We start from the raw sequence: 22,702 nt of genomic DNA on the forward strand, positions 1-22,702 counted from the left end.
GGGTTCAAGGGGCGCCCGCAGCATAAAGCAGTTCTTTGAGCTGACTTTGCTGCTCGGCGGTCAGCCGCGTCAGAATTCGCTGTTCGGCCGCCTCGACGGCGGTGCCCGCGCGCTTCAGCAGGGCGTTGCCGCGCCGCGTCAGCCGTGCCGGCATCGCCCGGCCGGCCGGAGCCGAAGCGGGACGGCTCAGCGCGCCGCGGTCCTCGAGTGCGCGCAGCACTTGGTTGGCCGCCTGCGCAGAAACGTTGGTACCGCGGGCCAACTCGGCACTGGTAAGGCCGGGGTGTTTGGCCAGGATTCGCATGCACACGAATTCCGGCAGGCCGAGCCCCAGCGGCTTGAGCTCCGCGGCCACCTGGGGCCGTAGCGATGCCATCACTCGGTACAACAGGAACCCCAAAGGCTCATCGCGGGAAGGACTCATGCCCCACATGCTGGCATGCGCAGACCGGTGCACTGCAGGCAACCATCAATTTAGTTGACATCCCCACTGTCGGTGGTATCAAGGAAGTTGATAATCAGGTACGGAAAGGAACTTCAGATGTCTGGTGGATTTTTCGGCGGCTTCGGTGGACCCGGCGCAGGCGGCTTCGGCGGTGGCCCAGGCGGCTTCGGCTTTGGCGGCCCGGGCGGTTTCGAGGGCGGCCCAGGTGGTTTCGGCGGTGGCTGGGGTAAGCACGGCTGGGGGCATGGCGGACCGGGCGGCCCCGGATTCGGTCCCGGTGGTCGCCCGCCGCTGAAGCGCGCGGCGTTCGTCACCGCGGCGCTGTTGCTCGACGGGCCGGCTGATGCCGCGCAAATCGTGCAACGGGTATCCGACGCAACCGGCGGAGCATTTACCCCTCCGCACGACATAGCAGAGCTTGCCATCGGACTGCTCGCCGGCCGCGGCGTGGTGACCGTCGACAATGGCGTGGCAACCCTGACCGAGCTGGGCAAGAACCTGCTGGCCTGGCGCGGCGTCAGCAGCGAAACCGCGCATGCTTTCCTGGGGCGGGCGGCCAAGTTCGGCGACGTGTTCAAGATCCGCAGGGAAATGTTCGAGATCGCCGGGCTGGCACGCACGATCACCTGGACGGGCACCGACGAGCAGAAGGAAAAGCTCGCCGAGACCCGGACCAAGGTGCTGGACGCCCTGCGCGAGGCCAAGAAGACGCTGCACCGCGTTCTCGGCGAGGACTAGCGCGCGGCGAGGGTGCCCCCACGGCGTTGCGTGTGCGTGTAGGGCGGCGACACGCGGGGTGAGGCCGCCGTGGGCGCACACTCGAAGCCCGGGTCACACAGTCGCCGCCAACCTTCTTACGTGGACGCGGGCTCGCTGATCTTGACCAACGTCTTGCCGATGTTGGCGCCGGTGAAGAGCCCGTTGAGCGCGTCGACGCACGACTCGATGCCTTGAAAGATGGTCTGGCGGTGCTTGAGCCGGCCTTCGGCCTCCCATTGACGCAGTGAGGCAAAGGCTTCGTCGAAGCGGCCCCATTGGTCGAGCGCGTTGAATCCCTGCATCAGCGCGGTCTTCGACAGCAGGTTGACGTAGTTGGCGGGCCCGGGGTGCTCACCGGTCAGGTAGCTGGAGATGACGCCGCAGAGCACGACTCTGGCGTTGGCGGCGAGCCGGCCGAGCACCGCGTTGAGGATCGGCCCGCCGACGTTGTCGAAGTAGACGTCGACCCGCTTGGGGCAGTGCTGCTTCAGCGCGGCCGGCAGATCGTCGTTCTTGTAGTCGATGCACGCGTCGAATCCGAAGTCCTCAACCACCGCGCGGCATTTCTCCGGCCCGCCCGCGATGCCCACCACCCGGGCGCCGGCGATCTTGGCGATCTGCCCGGCGACCGATCCGGTGGCGCCCGCGGCCGCCGAGACCACCACCGTCTCCCCCTCTTTCGGTTTACCGATGTCGGTCATGCCGAAGTAGGCGGTGGCACCGGTCGGCCCGTAGACCGACATGATCGCCAGCTGGTCCTCCTCACCCGGGATGGGCGTGCTGAACAGGTCGTCGCGGATGATCACGTACTCCTGGAAACCGGTCAGCGTGGTGATCACGTCGCCGACCGCGTAGGCGTCGCACTGCGACGCGACGACTTCGCCGATGCCGGCCGACCGGATCACCTCGCCGAGCTGCACCGGCGGAAGGTAGCCGGGCTGGTCGTTCAGCCAGGTCCGCACGGCGGCGTCGAGCCCGACGTAGGTGGTCCGGACCAGTGCTTCACCGTCGGCGGGCTCCGGTGCCGGCCGGGTGATCAGCTCGGTGTCGTCGGGCGTAACCAGCCCGGTCGGGCGGCGACGAAGGAGGATCTGGCGATTCGGCATGTCGGGCACGCTGCTGAAACTACCCATTAGCGGCCATCCAATGGGAGCATCTGTCCATGGAATCGCAGGACGACCCGGAAAAGCGGATTCGGGACCTGGAGCGCCCGCTGGCTGACACCGCGCGCGCTTCGGAACTGGGCGATGTGCCGCAGGGCGCTCAGGCCTACCCGCCACCACCAGGCGCAATACCACCGCCGCCACCACCGCCGATGTACGGCTATGGCGGTCCCTTCGGCGGGCCTGCGCCGAAACCGCCCTCGGGCAACCGGATGTGGTGGATCCTCGGCACGATCATCGTCATCGGTGTGCTGGCTCTCGCGGGTGGCATCGCGGCCTTTGCCGCACATCAACTTTCCGGTGTCCGGTCAATCATCAACTCCTCGGGCGTGACCACCACGCCCGTGACGACGACGCCGCGAACAACGACGCGCAGCCCGCGGTCGTCGACCAGTGCGACACCCAGTTCCGGCCCCTCGACATCGCCGCTGCCGCCGCAAGGCGCGCCACTCAACGTGTCCGGCATCAACGAGAACAAGACGATCGCATGCAACGACAACGTGGTCACCGTCAGCGGGATTACCAACACGATCGTGATCACCGGCCACTGTGCGAGCCTGACGGTGTCCGGCATGCAGAACTCGGTCACCGTCGACGCAGTCGACACGATCGACGCGTCCGGCATGAGCAACCATGTGACGTTTCACTCGGGCGCGCCGAAGATCTCCAACTCCGGTGTCGACAACACCGTCACGCAGGGCTGAGGTACGTCAGTCGGCTTAAGTTTGCTCGTCCGAATCGTCGTCGAGCACGCCGACCGCAATGCCGTACGGCAGGAAGCGCACCTTGCGCTTCGGATCGACATTGTTCTTGTTAGCCCGCAACGCATCGAGCTCGTTGGCGTACACCTGCTCGACCTGCGCGCCACCTGTGGCGTCCACGGTGTAGATCGCCCAGACGCCGTCACCGGCTTCGCCGGCGGTTTCCGGCCCGGAACGGGGCCGACGTGACAGGTCGTCGAAGAATGCCGACCAACCCGTCCCGGCACCCGGAGCGGCCGCAAACCTGCTGATCCGCTGGAAAACGTCGCGCAGCCCCTCGCTGCCCTCCCTGATCACCCGATCGAAATCGTCGGGATCAAATCCGAACGCTCCGTACTCGCCCACGCGGCCTCCTTGCAGCTCGTAGCGTTAGTCCCAGTGTGCGCCAGTGCGGGGCGATCCGCCACGGAGTTTGCTCCCAGCCGAACGCCACCCGCTAGTAGCCGGGGCCCAGGAACGGGTTCTGCGAGTACCCGCCGCCGGGATATCCGCCACCCGGATACCCGCCGCCCGGATACTCCCCGGGATATTGCTGGGCCGGATACTGCGGAGCCGGGTTTGCGGGCGCCTGACTTGCCGGCACCTGGATCGGGATCGGCACCGGCAGCAGCGGAACGTGGATCCACTGCGTGGTCATCGGCACCGTCGTCGTGGTGGTCGGTGTCGTCGTGGGCGGCGGCGGTGGCGGCTCGGAGGTCGGGGTCGTCATGTCCGTCGTGGGCGGCGGCGCAGTCGTCGTCTGGGGTGGCGGCGGCGGACGGTGTGTGGTGTAAACCGGTGGCGGGTGCGTGGTCACCACGACCGGTGGCGGCGGAGGCGACGAAGGCGGCTCCGGTGGGGGCGGCACCGAGCTGGGAACCGGCGCGGCGGTCGGCGGTGGCGGCACCGCTGTGGGCGGAGCAGGACTGGGCATCAGCGTGCTGACCGGTGGCAGCGGCATGGGGGCGACCGAGGGCACCGGAGGAGCCTGGCGGTTTTCAATTCCCGTCAACGTGTACGCCACACCACCGACCGCGGTCATGGCCACCAGCGCGAACATCCCGACGACCAACTGCGACAGCCGCACCCGCCGCCACGCCCGTTCCCGGGGTGCGTCGATCACGTTCAGGCGCATCGACCAGCCGCCGGGGTTGCTTTCTTCGTCGAAGGCCTCGGGTGTGTAAGGCACCCGGATATCGCCGGGGTATTCGGTTTGCGACCAGGCCAACTCGCGATCGGTGAGAGCTTCCTCGTCGATCACCAACAGGTCGCCGGCGGGCAGTTCGATGATGTCGCTGCCCGACGACGCGGCGAGCAAGCCGACGGACGTGCGGGTGCGCAGGTCGAGTTCTTCACCGCGCACGGCCAGCAGCAGAGCGCCGGCGGCGGCCGCGGATGCGGGTTGCGACGGTGACACGACAGGTCGGCGGCTGTGCACCGAAAGGCGTTCGTTGACAAGAGGAATGCTGGCGCCACCGCCGACGGTCACCACCGCCGAAAGGTCACTCCAGCCCTTGCGGTGCCGGCACAGCATGTCGTCGAACGCGTAGATGAGTCCGGTGAGCCGGTCCTGGATCAAGTCACCCAGCTCGTCGCGGGTGAACTTCATGGTGGCCCGGCGGCCGCCGAGTTCAGCCGCGAATTCCGTTGCCCGTTCGGTGGATAGCTGCTCTTTGGCGGTACGGCACTGCTCCTTGAGCCGGACGATTTGTCCGACCGCGGCGGTGCTGGCCGGGTCGATACCGCTCCCGTGTCCCAGCTCCTCGAACACGCAGAGCAACAGCGCCTGGTCGATCTCGTCACCGGAGAAGTCGGTGTAACGCATTGTGGCGCTGAGCGGTTTGAAATCACCCGCGAGGTCTACCAACGTCACCGACGTGCCCGACCCGCCGAAATCAAGCAATCCGACGACGCCGGTTGCGGCAAGGCACAGTTCGGCGTTCGCCGCCGTCAACGACGCGATCGCATCCGACACCAGGCGCGGTGCCATACCGCTTCGTACGAAACCCAGATGTGTTCGTAATCCGTTGCGTAATGCCTGCGTAGTAACGGGTTTCCAGTACGACGGAACAGCGATCGAGATCTCCGAGGAACCCGCGTCCGCGCCGGCTGCCAGCACCATCGCGTCCAGCGCTTCGACCATCAACAGGTCGGGATCATGAGCGGAGCCATCGCCGGACACCAATGCCACCGAATCGCCGACACGGTCGACGAACCCGGTCATCAACATGCCGGGCTCAGCGAGGTTCGGGTCCTCTTCGGGGAGACCAACTTTCGGCGCGCAGTGCGGGTACAGCGTCAATACCGCACGACGTGATACCGGCGGGTTTCCGCTACGCGCTGCGACCAGGTTGGTGGTTCCGATCGACAACCCAAGTGGGTCGTACATAGAGCGAATACTTTCGTCTATAGGGGTCGGTGGCCAGCGTTAACGATAGCCGCGGACACGCGGAAAGCCGATGGTTCGCAATGCCATTGGTATCCGCTCGATGCGGTTGTGACACCGAAGTGGTACCACAAACCCCTTGACAAAAAGCTGCGCGTCAGACCACGGTGAGCGGCAGCGAACGCCTCGGCTCGAACTGGAATGTCGCTCCGCCACTGACTCTGACCACCGAAACCTCTGGCAGTTCCTCGGTGCGAGTGTCGGTTTCGACCAGTTCCGCGGTCCAGTCGGTGGCCGTTCCGCTAACTCGGACTTCGACGTGCGGTTCCACCGCGGTGGCGATCGCCTGCAGCGGCTGAACGGATCCCGGTGAGCACAACGAGATCCAGGAAGCGTCGTCGTGCGCCGGCGACGGTCGGACGTGTAGCCGGTTCGACTCCAGCTCTGCCGCAACGTAGCCCACGGGGTTGCACAGCGGGTGCAACTCAAGGACGCGGCGCACCCCTTCGATTCCGCCCGGAAGTTTGAGGGCGTGGTGAATGCGTTCGGCGGCCAGGCCCGCGATACCGATCAGGCCGCGGGTGCAGACGCCGAGGGCTTCGGCCTCGTCGGCGGCACGCGCCCGTACCGCGATCGCGAACGACAGATAGAGCAGGTGCATCTGCAGGCAGACCTCGTCGGCCATCCGGACCAGGGCCGAATGCGAGAAGGCGGCAAAGTCGAAATCGGAGAGCAGCGGACCCGAGTAATCCGCCTGCCCCTCGTCCGAGGGGTCGATGGCGCCGAGTTCCCATGTCGCAGCCTGGGTTTGGCTAACGATGTCCAGGGCCGGGATGCTCTGCGCTTCGGGGTAGGACTCGTCGATGATAACGGTCCACGCGCAGTGCGGATGCCGATCCGACGGCGTTCGCGGCGGGCGGTGGATGGGGCGGACCTGGGCCCGGGCGTTGGTCGCCACCGCGGTGGCGTCGAACGTCGGATCCTCGATGGTGTGGCACATCCCGAACACGTACTGCTCGCCCATGGGTTCCACGTCGAGCAGGGCGCCACAGTGGTCGAGGTGGAATTCGCCGTTCCATCGGTCGTGGACGGTGTACCGGAAATCCATGAATTGCGGTGGGGCGCCGATGTCGAGCTGCAGGCCCTTGAAGATGGTGGGCACATCGGTGCCCACGTAGTTCAGCGCTTGCTGCATGCGCCTGGTGTAGATGGGGCTGGCGCCCGCCCATTCCTCGATGGCGATCTGCACCATCTCGTCGCGGCCGAACGAGGAAATGCACCAGGCCATTCCGGATCGGTCGATCAGCTGCCCGATCAGCAGCAGTTCGGGAACCAGGACGGCCAGCTGCTCACGGGACAATTGCGCGTATCGCGAGGGGCTGCTCACGCCACAAAAATAGACTCGACTATGTTATAAAGTCAACAATGTCCATTGCTGCAGGCCAGACGCCCGGGCGCTCGGTCAGTCCGACCCGGCGCACCAGCGCGCCGCGCAAGCGTGGCGACGACACCCGCGCGAAGATCATCGACGAGACGGTCCGCTGCATCCAGGAGGAAGGTTTCGCCGCCGCGACCGCCAAGCACGTGGCCGAACGCGCCGGCGTCACGTGGGGCGTCATCCAATACCACTTCGGGGATCGCAACGGCCTGCTGATGGCCGTCGTCGACGACGGAGTGGACAGACTGATCGAGAGCCTGTCGTCGGCCGACGTCAGCGAACTACCGCCGCAACAGCGCATCGAGGTCGTCATCGACACCGCGTGGAGTTGCTACAGCAGTCCGACGTCGCTGGCCGCCTTCGAAATCCTGCGGGCCACCCGCGGCAGCCTGGGTCAGTCCTCCCGGCGGCACCTGCTCGAAATGAACTCCGCGATCGCCCAACTCGGCCGGCTGATCACTACAGATCCGACGAATTCTGGTGTGGCCGAGGTGATTTGGGCCACGCTGCGAGGTGTGGTACTGGCCCAGATGGTCACCGGGACGGCCATCGATTGGAGCGTGGAACGACGGGCCCTGATCGACATGGTCACCCGTGTGCTGCAATGACGGGATGACCCTCGACGATCTGGCCGACATCGAAGCCATCAAGCAAGTCAAATACCGCTATCTGCGCGCACTGGACACCAAGCACTGGGACGACTTCACCGACACACTGGCCGAGGACATCAAGGCCGACTACGGGCCGTCGATCGGTAACGAGTTGCACTTCACCAACCGCGCCGACTTGGTCGAGTACATGCGGACGTCGCTGGGTCCGAACGTCATCACCGAGCACCGGGTGACCCATCCGGAGATCATCGTCGACGGCGATACCGCAACGGGCAGTTGGTATCTGCAGGACAGGGTCATGGTCGCCGAATTCAATTTCATGCTGATCGGTGCGGCGTTCTACCGCGACACCTACCGGCGCACCGACGGCGGCTGGAAGATCAGCGGCACCGGCTACGACCGAACCTACGACGCCACAATGTCGTTGGAGGGCTTGAACTTCACGCTCAAACCCGGTCGCGCCATCAACAGCGCCGACTGAAAGTTACTTGTTGGTGATCGCGATGACTGCGCCGGGCCGCAGCCATTTCATGATCGACACCAGCTGAGCATCGTCGACCGCCACGCAACCCTCGGTGGGTTGGCCGTCGGTGGTGTGGAAGAAGAATGCGGCGCCGCCGCCCGGGGTCTTGTTCTTGTTGACGCCCATCACGACCGCGTGTTTGTACTGCGGGATCTGCAGGTTCTCGCTGTCGGCCGTATTGAACGGACATTGCGCCTTCTGGCACATCTGCATCGAGTTGAAGGTGGGGCTATGGTCGTCGCCGCTCCACCAGTAGTTGGAGCCGGCGACTTGGGTATAGGGCAGCCCGGTACCGGGATTCGGCGCCGTGCCGAACGCGGAGTCGAGGCTGTACACGCCCATCGGTGTGGCCGGAACGCCACTCTTGGCCTGCGGTGCCATGCCCGCCGAGCCGACGTGCGTCGGGACGCCGGTGCGCAGCGCCTGCCAGCCGGCGGCGGTGCGTTGGTAGATGTCCATTGACGCGTTCGAGCCGCCGGTGCTGACGACCGAAACCACTTGTGTGGCATTGCCAACCGAGCTCGCGAACCACGGGGTCCCGGCCGAGGTGACCGCCGGGGCGGCACTTCCGATCGGCGCGAGCATCAGCGATACCCAAAGGAAGCACGCCACAGCACACAGCGGAGCTAGCAGTCGGCGCATACCTTCCATCGTCAGGCGACACCGACCTCAGGGTCAAGTCAAGCTTTAGACCCGGTTGGGTCACGGCCCTGTGACCTACGAAAAGCCCAGCGCGCCACGGGCTTAGGCCGGAGCACCGCCAGACACACCAGCACGTAAAGATATGCCAGCGCCCAGCCGGCCAACACGTCGGACGGGTAATGCACGTTCAAGGCGACCCGGGAAATCCCGACCAAGACCAGGCAGACTGCGCTCACCGCGATCGCGACGCGGCCGACCGCCCAGCTCATCAACGGCAACACGAAGGCCAGCAGGGCGAGCCAGCCGGCCATCGTCTCGAACGCGTGCCCCGACGGAAACGACGTCTGGGGCACGGGCGCCAGCATGGTCGACGGTCGCGGACGATTCGCCAGCCCCTTGGCCGCCAGCGACACATACCCGTTCAGCAGGCCGCAGGCCACCAGCAGCAGCGCCGCGCGCACGTTGCGCCGCACCAACGCCACCACCGCAGCCGCCGCAGCCAGCAGCCGCAGTGGCTGCGGACCCAGCACGAACGACACGGCATCCCAGAATGGCACCCACGCCGGATGCTTGACCGCGACGTCGTGCGAGGCGTTCAGCAACGACCAATCGATCCAATGCAGCCATCCCCAATTCCGGGAGTAACCGACCCACAGCAACGCGTAGACCACCGCGGCCACTACAGCGAGGGAGATGGCCAGGGCGGCCCGGCTGCGGGTCATCCCTAAGCGATACCAGGGTCACCACGCGGATTGGTGGACCCCTCCCGGTTCCGAGTCATACTGGCGTCATGGCGGTCTTTGTCCGCAGGTTGCTCGGCATCGGCAAGCTACCCGAGGATCTGCATGCTCAGGTCGAGGCGGAGGGCCTGCTCTATCTCGCCGACTACGTCGCGGTGACCAGGCGGTTCAGCGGCGTCATCCCCGGTGTGCGGTTGCCGCACAGCGTCGCCTACTACACGGGCTCGGTGGCGCTCACCAGACAACGGGTGCTCGCCACGCTGTCGATGCTGCCGAAGCTGGCCGGCGTGACCGTCGACGTGCCCTGGGATGCGGCACCGGCCGGCGCGGCCACGGCCGAGATCTCGTCGACTGGGCTGGAGGTCAACGTCGACGTCGCGCAGGTTGACGAGAAGTTCAGCGGCGAGCTCTCGCTGGTCTACAAGGCCGAGATCCCGGCAGACGTGCTGAGCGGACTGCCGCGGCGATCGTTGACTTTTGACATGACGCCGGACTGCATCGTCCGCGCGGTCGGCGTTACCTATTCTCCGTGAAAGTCATCCGCGGCCACGGCGGCTGACGGAGCACGGCCAGGCTGCCGATGACCGCCGCGAGCAGACCGGTGAGCACCCCGATCAGTGCAACGCGATTCGCGTCGACGGCGGGCACCCAGGTTGCCTTGCCCTCGCTGATGACAAAGACGCCGAGCGGTCTTGCCACCGGGATCACGGTGACACCGTCGGCGGTCTCATAGGGCTCGCCGTAGACCCGCGGGGCGCCGCGGTCCATGGGCAGCTGGTTGAGCACGTCGGAATACTTCACTGCACGCTCCCTTTGCTTGCCGTTGATAGATTTGACGCTAATGCCATTCTCCTCTGGCGAGTCCCCTGACAGTGCAGTGAGCGAACATGCGTTCAGCCCACCGGACCGTCGCGTCGTCTACCGGGTGATCGCCGAACGGCGAGACATGCGCCGTTTCCTGCCCGGCAGCACGGTGCCCGAGGAGGTGCTGGCCCGCTTGTTACAGGCCGCGCACGCCGCGCCCAGCGTCGGGCTGATGCAGCCGTGGCGTTTCATCCGGATCACCGATGACGCGGTCCGTCGCAGCATTCACGCCCTCGTCGACGAAGAGCGCCCGCGCACCGCGCAAGCCCTGGGACCGCGAGGCGAGGAGTTCCTGCGGCTGAAGGTCGAGGGCATTCTCGAGTGCGCCGAGCTTCTGGTGGTGGCGCTGGCCGACAATCGCGACGTCCACATCTTCGGCCGGCGCACCCTGCCGCAGATGGATCTCGCGTCGGTGTCCTGCGCGATCCAGAACCTGTGGCTGGCGGCCCGGGCCGAAGGCCTTGGGGTCGGCTGGGTCTCGCTGTTCGATCCGCAACCCCTGGCCGAACTGCTGGGAATGCCCGCCGGCGCCGAGCCGGTGGCGATCCTGTGCGTGGGCCCGGTGCCCGAGTTTCCGGATCGGCCGGCGCTGGAGCTCGACGGGTGGACCCACGCGCGACCGCTGTCGGAGTTCGTCTCCGAGAACCAATGGGGTCAGCCGCCGGACCCGCGGCCCGGCCAGCCCGCGCCGGGGACGGACACCGGAACGGCCAGCACGGTGCCGTCCCAGTCGGTGTGACTCATCAGGTCCTGCGGGCCGGGCCAGTGCGCGGCAACCACGAACAGGGTCCGGCGATCGTTGCCGCCGAGCATGCAGGCGAACGCCGCGCGATCGAGTTGGACCCGATCCAGCACCGCTCCGCCCTCGCGGACGCGCACGCAGCAGCGATCGGCGACGTCGGCATACCAGGCGGCGCCGTCGCGATCCAGGCAGATGCCGTCGGGTGAGTGATCCCCCAGCTCCGCCCACACCCGGCGGTTCGACAACGACCCGTTGGCGCCGATGTCGAAGGCGGTCAGCCGGTGCCGGTACGACTCGGCCACGATCAGCGTGGCGTTGTCCGCGGTGACGGCCATCCCGTTCGGAAACGCCAGGTCGTCGGCGACCACCCGGGCGCTCCCCTCGCCGGCCAGCGCCACGAATCCGGGAGCCGGGTCACCGGCGGGCGGACCAGCGGCGAAGTCGAAGTTGACGTTGTTGACGTAGGTGTTGCCGCGGCCGTCGATCACGATGTCGTTGGGTCCGTGCGGTGACAGCACCGACAGGTCGGCATACCGCGACAACGTCCCGTCCGCGGACAGCCGAAGCAATGCCGGCGACGAGCTCGACGTCAGCACCAGCCCCCGCGCGTCCGGCAGGAAGTCGAAACACATTGGCAAGGACTGATGTTCGAGCACGACCTCGACCCGCCCCGCCGGGTCGAGGGTGCGAATCAGTCCCGCCGTCCAGTCCGCCATCCACAACCGGCCATCGTGCCAACGCGGCGACTCCAGCAGCCCCAGGCCGGCGATCAAGGTGTCCATGGGTCCCTCCCGATAAGTGGGGTATCGTCGCCGCCGGCGCATCCAGCGGTGGAGAGGCGTGGCGAATGACGGGCGACAACGTACTGATCGTGCACTGGCACGACCTCGGGCGCTATCTCGGCGCCTACGGTCACCCGGACGTCGACAGCCCGCGATTGGACCAGCTCGCCACCGATTCCATCCTGTTCACCCGGGCCCATGCCACCGCGCCGCTGTGCACGCCGTCGCGGGGGTCGTTCTTCACCGGCCGCTACCCGCAGAGCAACGGGCTGGTCGGCCTCGCCCATCACGGCTGGGAATACCGCGCCGGAGTCCAGACCCTCCCCCAGATACTATCCGAATCAGGCTGGTACTCAGCACTATTCGGTATGCAGCACGAGACCTCCTACCCGAAGCGACTGGGCTTCGACGAGTTCGACGTGTCGAACTCGTACTGCGACTACGTGGTGGAGAAAGTCCAGGATTGGCTGCGCAACGACGCCCCGCAGTGCGGTGAACAACCGTTCCTGCTGACGGCGGGATTCTTTGAAACCCACCGTCCCTACCCGCGGGACCGCTACGAGCCGGCCGACAGCGCGGCCGTCGATCTGCCCGACTACCTACCCGACACCCCGGAGGTGCGCGGCGATCTCGCCGACTTCTACGGCGCCATCACCACGGCCGACGCCGCGGTCGGCCGGATTTTGGACACGCTGATCGAAACCGGCCTGGATGCCAGCACCTGGGTGGTGTTCTTCACCGATCACGGACCGGCCTTCCCGCGCGCGAAATCCACGTTGTACGACGCCGGGACCGGTGTTGCCCTGCTGATGCGCCCACCCACCGGGCGGGCGCCCGAACCCCGGGTCTACGAAGAGCTGTTCAGCGGTGTCGATCTGGTCCCGACGTTGCTGGAGCTGCTGCGCCTCGACGTGCCGGCCGAGGTCGAGGGCGTCTCGCACGCCCACGTCCTGCTCGCGCCGGAGACGCCGGCCGATCCGGTGCGTGAGCAGGTGTACACGATGAAGACCTATCACGACTCGTTCGATCCGATTCGGGCAATCCGCACAAAGGAATACAGCTACATAGAGAACTACGTGCCACGCCCGCTATTGGACCTACCGTGGGACATCGAGGAGAGCCCGTCGGGGTTGGCGGTCGCACCGTTCGTCAAGGCGCCACGTCCGGAACGCGAACTCTACGATCTGCGAACCGATCCCACCGAGACCACCAATCTGCTGACCGATGGCGATTCGGGTATGGACGCGATTGCCGCCGATCTGGCTGTCCGCCTTAATGATTGGCGCCAGCGCACCGGCGACGTGATTCCGTCGGACTTCGCCGGGAGCCGCATCGCGACGCGATACACCGAAACGTATCTACAGATCCATCACACGACGCCGACCAGCCGATCGGCGATCGCGGCCGACCGGGGTGTCGAAGAGTGACGCCTATCCGTCGGTGCGGCGGCCACCGCCGACCTCGGCGACGATGAACACCCGCCGGAAAGGGAAGATCGTCGTGCCGTCGGCCCGGGCCGGGTAGGCGTCGTCCAGCAGCGGGATCAGCTCCTCGCGGAACTTCTCCCAGCCCTCGTCGTCGAGCCGCTCACGCACCGGAACCAGTGCGGTGCCGGTGATCCAATCCAGCACCGGGTGCTCCCCGCTGAGCTGGTGCAGGTACGTCGTCTCCCAGGCATCGACCCGGCAGCCCGCATCCATCAACAGATTGGCGTAATGTGCCGGCGGCTGGACCACCGCTCCGACTCGGAAAGGTATGTCCTTCAGCGTCTTTGCGTGATGTTCGCGACGCGCCACGGCCCGCACCGCGGCATGCGACGGAGTTTCGAAGTTACCCGGCATCTGAACCGCGATCCACGATCGGTCCGGCAGTTGGCCGGCCCATCGGACCAGCAGGTCGGCGTGCTCGGGAACCCAATGCAGGGCGGCGTTGCTGACCACCACGTCGGTGTCGGGTTTCGGCTTCCAGTCACGCAAGTCGCTGACCGAGGCATCGATCCCGCGTTCCCGGGCGGCGGCAACCATCTCCGGCGAGGTGTCCATCGCCTCGATCGCCGATCCGGGCCAGCGCTTCTCGAGGTACTTCGTCAAGTTGCCGGGCCCACAGCCCAGGTCGACCACCCGGCGCGCCCGCTCGGCCCCCACTCGGGAGAGCAAGTCGTAGAACGGGCGGCTGCGATGGTCTGCAAATGCCAGGTAGACGTCTGGATCCCACATGTCGGTCCTCCTGATCAACACCGCCGCTGGTCGGCCATATAGACCAAACCGTATTACCGTATGGTGCCCCCGCATCGCCCGAGTGGCCCCGGAATCTGCATCGAAACCGGCCAAACCCCCAGGATCCGCCATTCCGGCCGGATAGCATCGACACTCGTGGCGCCCGACACTGATCCCATCGATCCGCCCATTCCAGTTCCCGACGTTCCCGGTGCCGATGTGCCGCCCGGCGCCGACGGGTTGCCCCCGCTCTCGGCACTGTCACCGCATGAACGCAGGGTGGTCGCGGCGTCGGCCCTCGGCGATGTCGCCTTGCGCACCTGGGTCTCGTCGCTGCTGGCCGCGACGGCCGCGCCGGCCGTTGTCGCCACTTCGTTGCGCCACACCAAATCCGGCAGCGAGCGCAGCAACCTGAACTTCTACGCCGAGCTGGCGACCGAACATGACCCGGCGAAGTCGTTTCCGGCTCCCACCGAACTGCCGCGGGTATCGTCGCGGCCGGCGGGTCCGCTCGCGAAATGGATCGCACGCGGCACCGTCGACAACATTTCGTTCCCCAGCAGCTTCACGGCGATCAATCCCGCGCTGCGCCAGCGCTGGAATGCCTGGGGGTCCAACAACATCGTGCGCGCCCAGCATTGGCGCCACGACGACGGTCCGCGGCCCACGCTGTGCGTCATCCACGGCTTCATGGGGTCCTCGTATCTGGCGAACGGCCGCTTCTTCTCGCTGCCGTGGTACTACCGGTCCGGCTACGACGTCTTGCTGTACACGTTGCCATTTCACGGCCAGCGCGCCGAAAAGTTCTCGCCGTTCAGCGGTTTCGGCTATTTCGCCGGTGGGCTGAGCGGCTTTGCCGAATCGATGGCTCAGGCCGTGCACGACTTTCGGTCCATCGTCGACTATCTGCGTCACACCGGAGTGGACCGCATTGCGCTGACCGGCATTTCGCTGGGCGGCTACACCTCCGCGTTGGTGGCCTCGGTCGACGACCGGCTAGCAGCCGTCATTCCCAACTGCCCGGTCGTCACGCCGGCGACGATGTTCGACCAGTGGTTCCCGGCCAACAAGCTGGTCGGCCTGGGACTTGCGTTGTCCAGTATCAACCGCGACGAGCTAAACGCCGGGCTGGCCTACCACTGCCCGCTGAACTACCGGCCGCAGCTTTCCAAGGACCGGCGGATGATCATCACCGGCCTCGCCGACCGGATGGCGCCTCCGGGACAGGCCGTCATGCTCTGGGAGCACTGGGATCACTGTGCGCTGCACTGGTTTCCCGGCAGTCATGTGCTGCACGTGAGTCAGCTGGACTATCTGCGCCGGATGACCAGCTTCCTGCAGGGTTTTATGCTGGACTAGCCGCCTCGGTTCGCGCCGCCCGATGTGCCCCGGCGACCGGCGTCGGCCAATCCAGGGTCGCCAGCAAGTCGGCGGGCGCGTCGGTGTGGCCGTCGAGACGCTGCGTGGACAGCAGGTCCAGCGCAGCCAGCGCCGGCCCTTGGTTGCCGCGCTGCGGAGTCAGTCCGTTCACCGGCGGCCCACCTTCCGGTGGCCCGTCGGTGAGCAAGGCACACGCGGCCGCGACCGTGTTCTGGCCTCCCGATCGCGAAGCGGCGATCTCCAGCGCGGTGCACGTCTCGCGCGCGGACTGTGACCGGATCGCCTCCAGCATCTCAGGCAGGGCCGATTCGACGGGAATCTGATATGCCGCAACATAATCCGAGTTCCCGCGCTGCACCGCGCGCCACGACTCTCGGGCGTTGACCGTCAGCCAGCGCGGCACGTCGTCGGCCGCGACCGTGTTCGCCTCCCAGCCGATCTCGCGTAGGTGGTCGGCGAGCCGTCTCGCGGCGACCTCAGCGGTCTCGTACAACGGGATGCGCGACGAGCGCGCCTGCAGCGCCGGCAGGTTGTCGGCAGCCGACACCGTGATACCGATCCACGTCTCGCGTCGCGAGGTGTCGGATGCGTTGTCACGGCTCGTGATACGAACCTTGTCGGCACGGATGCCGTAACGGTCCAGATAGCCGGCGATCAGCTCCAGGGGGAAGACCGCCCCGTCGGCGGTGGACGGCCCGATCCGCACCAACGCGGTTGTCTTTGCGGCAACCGGTGACCCAGTGTCGGGCTCGCTGGTGGGGTTGGATCGGCGGCCCATGATGGAAATCCGGCGCCCCAGGATCGTGGTGAAATGCAATCCACGCCACCAGCCGAACAACACGATCACGGCAGCGCCGGCGATGCCGAGCAGCCAGTAGTCGCGAGTCGAGTGCCAGGGGTAGGCCAATGCCGCGGGCACTATCGCCAGCGCAGCCAGGGTGATTCGGGCGCTCCCCGGGATTGGGATCGAGCTCACGAGGTGGTCTCCTTCCGTCTGCGCGCGGCGATCGCTGCCGCGGCACCCACAGCCGCGACGATCAACGCCAGCGCGGCCGTCCCGGCGAACGCGACGGTCCGCGGGGTGTTGTCTTTCGGTGCCGGTGCCGGAGGCATGGCGACCGGTTTCGCCGGCGTTCCGGCCGGCCCGGTGCGCGCGGGCAGTTCCCAAGTCAGGGCCGCCAGTGCGTCGACGCTGCCGGTGCCGACGATGTTGGACGGCGCCCGGGCGCCGTTGTGTGCGGTCGCGGTGATGCGGCGCAGCACCTCGGCGGCGGACAGGTTGGGGTACTTGCTGCGCACCAGCGCCGCGACGCCGGACACGTAGCCGGCCGCGTAGCTGGTGCCGCTGAGCGCGCTCAGTTGCTGATGCTCGTCGGGCAGCCCGTTGGCCAAGCCGCCGCCGTCGCGATTGCTCACCGACACAATGTTTTCGCCCGGGGCCGCGATGCCCACCCACGGCCCGGACATGGTGAATTTCGACGGCTGCCCATCCGGTGTCAAGGAAGCCGCCGACAGCACGTACGGCTGCCACCACGACGGGGTGGACACCGACGTGACGCCCGCCCAATTGCGCGCATCGTCGGGACGGCCGAGATCGGTGAGCGGGTTTGACTCACACGACATTCCGCCGCCGACCGATCCGGTCGAGCCGGTGTTGCCCGCGGCCGCCACGATCACCGCGTCCTTGTCCACCGCCGCGTAGCGGATCGCCGCACCGAGCGCGGCCTGATCCACGGGCCGATCGGCGGCCATGCAAGTGACCTCCGAGATGTCGATCACCCGGGCCCCGAGATCGGCAGCGTGCACAATCGCTCGGCCCAGCGTCGCGACTTCAAGGGAGACCCGCGCCACCATCGGATCGCCGCCCGGCGTTCGCGGCGAGAACTTGCCGGATCCCGTCCGGATCGACAACACGCGTGCCGCGGGTGCGACGCCCGAGAAGCCGTCCTCAGCGGAAGGCTGCCCGGCGACGATTCCGGCGACCAGCGTGCCGTGCCCGTCGCAGTCGGTCAGGCCGTCGGTCGTCTCGACGAAATCGCCACCGGCATCGACATTGGGCAGCCGGGGCCCCGGCCGCACGCCGGTGTCGAGCACCGCCACCAGCTGGCCCTCACCGCGGGAAAACTGCCATGCTGCAGGAAGATTCAGCATTGCCTGACTGGGTGTCACCGCTGCGGGATCACTGCCGGCAATGACGCCCGAGGCGCTGCACGGCCCGCGCTGCTCCATCGGCTGCACCGGGCCCGCCGCTCCGCTGGGTGGCTGCACGCCCGGGTCGACCACCGGCTGGCTGATCGCGGACGCCGGTGGACAGACCCACGGCATAACGGCCTGCGAAAAGACAAACGCCGCGCTCAGACAGGCGAATCCGGCTCGGATCATCGATTGAGCACCCAGGCGAACAGACCGACCAGGTAGGCGATGACGGGAATCAGCGAAGCATCCAGACCGGTCGCGACAAAGCCCAACAACCGGCGCAACGGCAGCGAATATGTTTCCGGCGAGGCGATGCCCGGGTTCAGGGCCACTACGGCCCACGCCACCACCAGCACGACGAGCACGGCCGCCGCGATCAGTGCGGCGAGGAAACGTCCGGTCGAGGCGTAGTACACCAGCAGGACCCCGGCGACCAGGAACGGTTGAGCCAGCAGCCACGCCTTGCACGCGGCCGAATCCCACACGCGGGCCCGCAGGACCGAGGTCGCCGCGATCGCCGCCACCACATACCATCCCCAACCGCTCAACGACTCGGGACGCAACGCGATCGCCACCGATCCCAGGACACCGAGCAGCACGGCGCCGGCGATGAAGCCGCTCTGATGAGCGTCACCGATGCGCACCCGCCGAGGCAGGTCCTCGAGCACCCGAAGCACCGGCGCCGACGGAGTCGGATCACCGGGTGCCGGAATGACCGGCAGCGGGAAGCGCGCCCACAGTGCGGAAAGCTGAGCCGCTTCGATGGTCACCAACAGAGCCGCCACGATCAGGCCCGCACCGATGGTCAGTATCGTTAGCTGCCAGAGCAATTCGGCACCGGCGGCCAACAACACCCCGACACCGACCACCGCCGTCGCGGTGAAGAAGCCGACGATCCGCTCGCGCTCAGTGCTCGGCACCATCAGGACGATCAGCGACCACGCGGTGACGCCGGCAGCGGCCAGCACCAGCTGTGCCGCCCCGAACCCTCCGGGTACCGCCAACGCCAGGGCGGCGCCAATGGGAACCAGCGCTGCCGCCGACAGCGCCATCCCGGTGCGTTCGGAACGCAGCGTGACGAACAAACCGGCGATCGCGGCCACCGCCGCGATCACGCTGACCGCGACCAGTCCGGCCAGCGCACCGGTGGCCACGCGGTAGCCGACGCCCAGGCCCGTGCCCAGGAAGGCCACCAGGATCGCCGCGGCCAGCGCACCGCGCTGGATCTGCGCTATCCCCCAGGGCTTGCGCCGGGATGTCGAGAAGATCATCGCGGCGTCGGCGATGTCCTCGACGATGCCGGGCGCGGCGGGGCCGGTCGGAACCGGCTGCAGCGCAAGCAGATCCCCGTCGACGACTCCGACGGTGTCCAGGCTGGCGTCCAGACTGAACGGCGCTCCCCCGATCGGTGCCAGGCTCAGCTGGGCAACCGCGCCGGCGCGCGCTGGACCGTCGGGATCGCCGCCATCGCCGTTCTGGGCCGTCGGGACCACCAATCGCTGTACCGCGGGCAGGATTTCGCGCAGCGGCAGTTCGGCGGGCAGGGCAATTTCTGTCAGCCTGCTGTGCGCGAGGATAGCCACGCGAACGATCGGCATGACGGCGCCGGAGGTCACCGGACCCTCGAATTGGACTGGGGCCGTTCCTGGGACATCGTGTTATCTCTCTATCTCGTTGTGGTTACGCGTATTGGGTGGACAAATCTCGGGACAGCCGCTGATTTTGGAACCAGTGGCCGTCGGGCAGGCAGGCGGTCAAGTGCTCGATCGCGACGGCGATCGCGAACGGGGTTCCGGGTGCGAAGGTCGAGACCCATTCGCCGTCGAACGCACGGGACGGACTGACCAGGATCCGGCCCGCGGTGGTGTCCACGATGCTCATTCCGACTTCGGTGGTGGCATGCTGCCCGTCGCGATGGCAACCGGCGACGATCTCGACGTACGTACGCGGACCCGTGAAAACGGCCTCCACCACCGTTCGTGCCGATTCCGGAATACCAAGGTAATCAAGGACTTCGGTCAGCGGCGCGCCGGAGCGCAGCCGCTCATCGGCCCGGGCTCCGACCCGCGCCGGCATGCTGAACTCCGCGAACTGGGCCGGCGGCCGCTGACCCAGACCGACGCCGAGGACCGGAACCATCGCCCGGGCATCGTCGATATTCATGGCGGTAAAGGTGACCAGCTGCGCGCTGCGCAGCGCGACGATGGTCGTAGACGACTTGCCGGTGGTACCGGCGCGCCGCGCGACGACGCCGCGCAGCAGCTCGCCGGCACCGCTGGCTGCGCCGGAGCCCACGTAGCGCAGATCAAGCCATTGGTCAGGAAAACACACCACTTTGATCCAGTCGGCGACCGCCGGATTCACGACACCGTCTGGCGACATCAGACCCATCCGGGTCAGCTCGTCCTTCTGACCCTGGCAGAACGCGGCACGTTGCGCGGCATCGCGGTACGGCGTCGTGATCGCCAGAACCCACGGGAAGCTACCTGCTCCAATGGTTTCCGCGATGAACCACGCGTTTTCGACCGTCAGCTCGACGGCGTTGGGCTCGACACTCATCGAGGGAGGACTAGCCGCCCCACTTGGCGGCTTCAGCCGTGTCGCGGGCATACATGGCCAAGGTGTTGTTCTCGTGCGTGCTGGCCATCGCCTGGTAGGAGCGCACCAACGCCTCCATTGCCTGGTTCCACTGGGCCTGCCAAACCTGGTAGGTCATACCAGTGTCACCCTGCCAAGCGTTCTGCAGTGCGGCCTGCTCGGTGGCGATATCGGCACCCAGCCCCTGCATCGTGCCGGCGTAACCCGACATGTCGGCGGCGTGGCTCAGCATCGCCGGGTAGTTGTACATAATCTGCGACATCACAAGTCCTTTCGCGGTTATGGGTGGTCGGCTCAGAACGAGGTGTAGCCGGATGCGGCAGCGGCGTCGGCGGCCACATAGGTGCTCGCCGCGTCACCGAGGTTGGCCTGGGCGATATCCAGCAGGGTGTTGACCCGCGCGGCCATCTCCACGAACCGGGCGTGTGCGGCCTGGAATGCCGCCGAGGCCTCACCCTGGTTGAACGCCTGGGCCGACATCGCTTCCTGCTCGGCCTGGCTGATCGTGCTGCGCATCACGGCCGCCTTGGCGCTGAACGCCGACTGCGAGGCCACCAATTGCGGAATGTGAGCATCCAGAAGACTCATAACGATTCCTTTCTCTTCCGTCCCTTGCGATTACGGTCATTGGCTGACGAGTGGCTAACTGTCCTGCTAACTTTCGGAGCCCCCTCCCCCCGCTTCATCGGGATCGCTCGGGCCTTCGCCATTGTGATCCCAGGTGCCCGGCACCATCGGCATCCGCGGGCCGCTGCCGAATTCGTCGCCGGCCAGATCGGCCAATCCCGACGCCCGCAGCTCCGCGTCTTTATGTGCGGTGCCGGCGAACCCCAGCCGTCCGGCTCCACTTCCCGAAGCCATCGCGGCGGCCAGTAGCTCCTCTTCATTGGCCGCGCCGCCCCAGTCCGGGTCGACGTCGACGTTCATATCCAGAAACTCGTCGCCGTGGTCGCGCATGGCGGCTCGCCTGCGCCGCCGTGCCGCGGTGGCCCGGCCCGGCACCGCCGCTGCCGCGGCCGGGATGGTCGCGGCCGGTGCCTTGATCCCGCCTCGGCCACCCAGCGTCGGCCCGAAGCCGGTTTCCGGATCGCCGCCGGCGGCCACCACGTAGCCGAACGTTCCGGCGGCCGGGGCGGGTGCCGGAGCGGGAGCGGCAGTGGCAGCCGGGGCCGGCGCGGACGCGGGGGCCGACGTGGGCGCCGGCGCCGTCGGGGCCATGGCCGCCACCGGCGGCATCGAGGGAGCTTGAGACGCGAGAGCGGGTGGGACCACCGGCACCACCGCGTCCGGTAGATCATCGGGATTTTGCAGGTAAAGGTAGGCGCCAATCCCGATGACCAGCGGGATCAGGAGTGGTGAGATCAACAAAACGGTCCAGAACGTAGTACCGAACGGAATGAAAAACGCCTCGTAGGCGATGAAGAACAGCAGTGGCCCGTTGGCCACCAGGAACGGCCCCAAGGCCTGCATGAACTGCTGGATCAGGTCGGACAGGTTCTGGAAGAACTGTCGCAGTTGCCTGAGCAGGTTGTCCAGCCAGTTGCCGGAGTTCTGGGCGTTCGGCGCGGCCAGGGTCGAGAAGTTGTTGGTTTCGGCACCGGGACGCAGCACGTTGGGCGCCGGGTCCGTTTGTGGCGCCGACGCCAGTGCCGCATCGGAGACGACCTGATACGTGCTCATCGTGGTGGCGGCCTGGACCCACATTCGTGCGTAGTCGGCCTCGTTGACCGCAATCGGAATCGTGTTGATCCCAAAGAAATTCGTCCCCACCAGCACCCCGTGGATGGTGTGGTTGGCGGCCAACTCCCCCAGCGTCGGCATTGCCGCCAGGGCGCCGGTGTACGCCGTCGCCGCGACCTCATGCTGGGCGGCCACACCGGCGCTGCCGGCACTGGACTGCATCAGCCACGCCAGATATGGCACATGTGCGGCCGCATACTGTTCGGCGCTGGGCCCTTCCCACGCACCCGCTTGTACTTCCCCCAGTAGCCCACTCAGTTCGGCTGCCGCGTCGGCATATTCGGTGCTGAGCGAGGTCCACGCACCGGCAGCCGCCAACAGCGGCCCCGGTCCCGGTCCGGCCGTCAGCAACGCCGAATGCACCTCCGGCGGAGAAGCCATCCAGATGGGCGCGGTCATTGTCAGGCTCCGCCCACGCCGTAGGTTGCGGCCGCCGCGGTGTCACCCACGAGATAGCTTGCCCCGCCTTGGCCCACGCCCACACCGGCGCGGCCCAGCTCCTCCACGCCCTCGGCGGCCACCGTGGAGTGCAGCTGGCCCTGAGCGCTGAACCCGGCGGCCGTCGTCAACGACACCGGATCCGCCGCGGGCGGCACCACTGCGGTGATCGCCGGAGCGGCCGCCGCATGCGCGCTCGCCAGCCGCGCCGTCAGCGCCTCGACCGCCGCGCTTGTGGCCGCCAGGCCTTCCGGAACTACTCGCAACGTCATAACCCCTCCTTCTGTGGTCCTTCTGTT

General features: G+C 67.1%; 26 protein-coding genes. 8 read left to right on the plus strand and 18 right to left on the minus strand.

Going from position 1 to position 22,702, the window contains the following annotated elements; all coding sequences use genetic code 11:
- Positions 1-4: 4 nt before the first annotated feature.
- On the minus strand, positions 5-424 hold the full coding sequence (locus tag ACZY0B_RS22350; protein WP_463766415.1) for a MarR family winged helix-turn-helix transcriptional regulator: 420 nt from the start codon (positions 422-424) through the stop codon (positions 5-7).
- A 117-nt stretch (positions 425-541) separates the two neighbouring features.
- Between ACZY0B_RS22350 and ACZY0B_RS22355 the strand changes: the two genes are divergently transcribed.
- Positions 542-1,183 (plus strand): hypothetical protein, encoded by a 642-nt coding sequence (locus ACZY0B_RS22355; protein ID WP_463766416.1) that lies wholly within the window; start codon positions 542-544, stop codon positions 1,181-1,183.
- A 116-nt stretch (positions 1,184-1,299) separates the two neighbouring features.
- Here ACZY0B_RS22355 and ACZY0B_RS22360 read toward each other — a convergent pair whose 3' ends face one another.
- A complete protein-coding gene (locus ACZY0B_RS22360) occupies positions 1,300-2,319 on the minus strand; it encodes an NADP-dependent oxidoreductase (protein WP_463766444.1) in 1,020 nt (339 codons plus the stop codon).
- 47 nt (positions 2,320-2,366) lie between these two features.
- Between ACZY0B_RS22360 and ACZY0B_RS22365 the strand changes: the two genes are divergently transcribed.
- Positions 2,367-3,071 (plus strand): DUF3060 domain-containing protein, encoded by a 705-nt coding sequence (locus ACZY0B_RS22365; RefSeq protein ID WP_463766417.1) that lies wholly within the window; start codon positions 2,367-2,369, stop codon positions 3,069-3,071.
- Between the two features lie 15 nt (positions 3,072-3,086).
- Here ACZY0B_RS22365 and ACZY0B_RS22370 read toward each other — a convergent pair whose 3' ends face one another.
- The 3 genes from ACZY0B_RS22370 to ACZY0B_RS22380 form a co-directional block, all read right to left on the minus strand.
- Complete coding sequence (locus ACZY0B_RS22370; protein WP_463766418.1) at positions 3,087-3,473, minus strand: hypothetical protein; 387 nt, start codon at positions 3,471-3,473, stop codon at positions 3,087-3,089.
- 91 nt (positions 3,474-3,564) lie between these two features.
- Complete coding sequence (locus ACZY0B_RS22375; protein ID WP_463766419.1) at positions 3,565-5,496, minus strand: Hsp70 family protein; 1,932 nt, start codon at positions 5,494-5,496, stop codon at positions 3,565-3,567.
- A 154-nt stretch (positions 5,497-5,650) separates the two neighbouring features.
- A complete protein-coding gene (locus tag ACZY0B_RS22380; RefSeq protein ID WP_463766420.1) occupies positions 5,651-6,880 on the minus strand; it encodes a hypothetical protein in 1,230 nt (409 codons plus the stop codon).
- Between the two features lie 38 nt (positions 6,881-6,918).
- On the opposite strand from ACZY0B_RS22380, the gene ACZY0B_RS22385 reads away from it, so the two are divergent.
- Together ACZY0B_RS22385 and ACZY0B_RS22390 are read left to right on the plus strand one after the other, a co-directional pair.
- Positions 6,919-7,539 carry a TetR/AcrR family transcriptional regulator gene (locus ACZY0B_RS22385; RefSeq protein WP_463766421.1) on the plus strand — a complete coding sequence of 207 codons (621 nt, stop codon included), beginning with the start codon at positions 6,919-6,921 and terminating at the stop codon, positions 7,537-7,539.
- A gap of 4 nt (positions 7,540-7,543) precedes the next feature.
- A complete protein-coding gene (locus tag ACZY0B_RS22390; protein ID WP_463766422.1) occupies positions 7,544-8,023 on the plus strand; it encodes a nuclear transport factor 2 family protein in 480 nt (159 codons plus the stop codon).
- A 3-nt stretch (positions 8,024-8,026) separates the two neighbouring features.
- Here ACZY0B_RS22390 and ACZY0B_RS22395 read toward each other — a convergent pair whose 3' ends face one another.
- Together ACZY0B_RS22395 and ACZY0B_RS22400 are read right to left on the minus strand one after the other, a co-directional pair.
- Complete coding sequence (locus ACZY0B_RS22395; RefSeq protein WP_463766423.1) at positions 8,027-8,707, minus strand: L,D-transpeptidase family protein; 681 nt, start codon at positions 8,705-8,707, stop codon at positions 8,027-8,029.
- Positions 8,708-8,745: 38 nt separating this feature from the next.
- Positions 8,746-9,429, minus strand: coding sequence for a phosphatase PAP2 family protein (locus tag ACZY0B_RS22400; protein ID WP_463766424.1), 684 nt, complete (start codon positions 9,427-9,429; stop codon positions 8,746-8,748).
- A 68-nt stretch (positions 9,430-9,497) separates the two neighbouring features.
- On the opposite strand from ACZY0B_RS22400, the gene ACZY0B_RS22405 reads away from it, so the two are divergent.
- A complete protein-coding gene (locus ACZY0B_RS22405; protein WP_463766425.1) occupies positions 9,498-9,980 on the plus strand; it encodes a hypothetical protein in 483 nt (160 codons plus the stop codon).
- Here ACZY0B_RS22405 and ACZY0B_RS22410 read toward each other — a convergent pair.
- Positions 9,964-10,248, minus strand: a complete 285-nt coding sequence (locus ACZY0B_RS22410; RefSeq protein ID WP_463766426.1) for a hypothetical protein — start codon at positions 10,246-10,248, stop codon at positions 9,964-9,966. The two genes, ACZY0B_RS22405 and ACZY0B_RS22410, sit on opposite strands and share 17 nt — an antisense overlap.
- Before the next feature lie 40 nt (positions 10,249-10,288).
- Between ACZY0B_RS22410 and bluB the strand changes: the two genes are divergently transcribed.
- On the plus strand, positions 10,289-11,050 hold the full coding sequence (gene bluB / locus ACZY0B_RS22415; RefSeq protein WP_463766427.1) for a 5,6-dimethylbenzimidazole synthase: 762 nt from the start codon (positions 10,289-10,291) through the stop codon (positions 11,048-11,050).
- Here the strand turns inward: bluB and ACZY0B_RS22420 are convergent.
- A complete protein-coding gene (locus tag ACZY0B_RS22420) occupies positions 10,966-11,835 on the minus strand; it encodes an SMP-30/gluconolactonase/LRE family protein (protein WP_463766428.1) in 870 nt (289 codons plus the stop codon). The two genes, bluB and ACZY0B_RS22420, sit on opposite strands and share 85 nt — an antisense overlap.
- 65 nt (positions 11,836-11,900) lie before the next feature.
- Between ACZY0B_RS22420 and ACZY0B_RS22425 the strand changes: the two genes are divergently transcribed.
- Entirely contained in the window at positions 11,901-13,262 is a 1,362-nt protein-coding gene (locus ACZY0B_RS22425; RefSeq protein WP_463766429.1) for a sulfatase family protein, read from the plus strand.
- A gap of 3 nt (positions 13,263-13,265) precedes the next feature.
- On the opposite strand, the gene ACZY0B_RS22430 is transcribed toward ACZY0B_RS22425, so the two are convergent.
- Positions 13,266-14,051: a trans-aconitate 2-methyltransferase gene (locus tag ACZY0B_RS22430; RefSeq protein WP_463766430.1), complete on the minus strand. Its 786-nt coding sequence runs from the start codon at positions 14,049-14,051 to the stop codon at positions 13,266-13,268.
- A 156-nt stretch (positions 14,052-14,207) separates the two neighbouring features.
- Between ACZY0B_RS22430 and ACZY0B_RS22435 the strand changes: the two genes are divergently transcribed.
- Positions 14,208-15,410, plus strand: coding sequence for an alpha/beta hydrolase family protein (locus ACZY0B_RS22435; RefSeq protein ID WP_463766431.1), 1,203 nt, complete (start codon positions 14,208-14,210; stop codon positions 15,408-15,410).
- On the opposite strand, the gene eccE is transcribed toward ACZY0B_RS22435, so the two are convergent.
- The 8 genes from eccE to ACZY0B_RS22475 form a co-directional block, all read right to left on the minus strand.
- Positions 15,397-16,407 (minus strand): type VII secretion protein EccE, encoded by a 1,011-nt coding sequence (gene eccE, locus ACZY0B_RS22440; protein WP_463766432.1) that lies wholly within the window; start codon positions 16,405-16,407, stop codon positions 15,397-15,399. The genes ACZY0B_RS22435 and eccE overlap by 14 nt on opposite strands.
- Complete coding sequence (gene mycP / locus ACZY0B_RS22445) at positions 16,404-17,813, minus strand: type VII secretion-associated serine protease mycosin (protein ID WP_463766433.1); 1,410 nt, start codon at positions 17,811-17,813, stop codon at positions 16,404-16,406. The genes eccE and mycP overlap by 4 nt, the downstream gene beginning before the upstream one ends.
- Positions 17,810-19,225: a type VII secretion integral membrane protein EccD gene (gene eccD / locus ACZY0B_RS22450; RefSeq protein WP_463766434.1), complete on the minus strand. Its 1,416-nt coding sequence runs from the start codon at positions 19,223-19,225 to the stop codon at positions 17,810-17,812. Before eccD ends, mycP begins: the two co-directional genes overlap by 4 nt.
- Before the next feature lie 82 nt (positions 19,226-19,307).
- On the minus strand, positions 19,308-20,186 hold the full coding sequence (locus ACZY0B_RS22455) for an ESX secretion-associated protein EspG (protein ID WP_463766435.1): 879 nt from the start codon (positions 20,184-20,186) through the stop codon (positions 19,308-19,310).
- Positions 20,187-20,196: 10 nt separating this feature from the next.
- The gene (locus ACZY0B_RS22460) at positions 20,197-20,487 is read right to left on the minus strand and encodes a WXG100 family type VII secretion target (RefSeq protein WP_061558056.1); all 291 of its coding nucleotides are present in this window, start codon (positions 20,485-20,487) and stop codon (positions 20,197-20,199) included.
- 32 nt (positions 20,488-20,519) lie between these two features.
- The gene (locus tag ACZY0B_RS22465; RefSeq protein ID WP_463766436.1) at positions 20,520-20,813 is read right to left on the minus strand and encodes a WXG100 family type VII secretion target; all 294 of its coding nucleotides are present in this window, start codon (positions 20,811-20,813) and stop codon (positions 20,520-20,522) included.
- 66 nt (positions 20,814-20,879) lie between these two features.
- On the minus strand, positions 20,880-22,364 hold the full coding sequence (locus tag ACZY0B_RS22470; RefSeq protein WP_463766437.1) for a PPE domain-containing protein: 1,485 nt from the start codon (positions 22,362-22,364) through the stop codon (positions 20,880-20,882).
- Positions 22,365-22,366: 2 nt separating this feature from the next.
- Positions 22,367-22,675: a PE family protein gene (locus ACZY0B_RS22475; protein WP_463766438.1), complete on the minus strand. Its 309-nt coding sequence runs from the start codon at positions 22,673-22,675 to the stop codon at positions 22,367-22,369.
- Positions 22,676-22,702: the final 27 nt, after the last annotated feature.

It is taken from the genome of Mycobacterium sp. IDUB_19 (genome assembly GCF_055419445.1).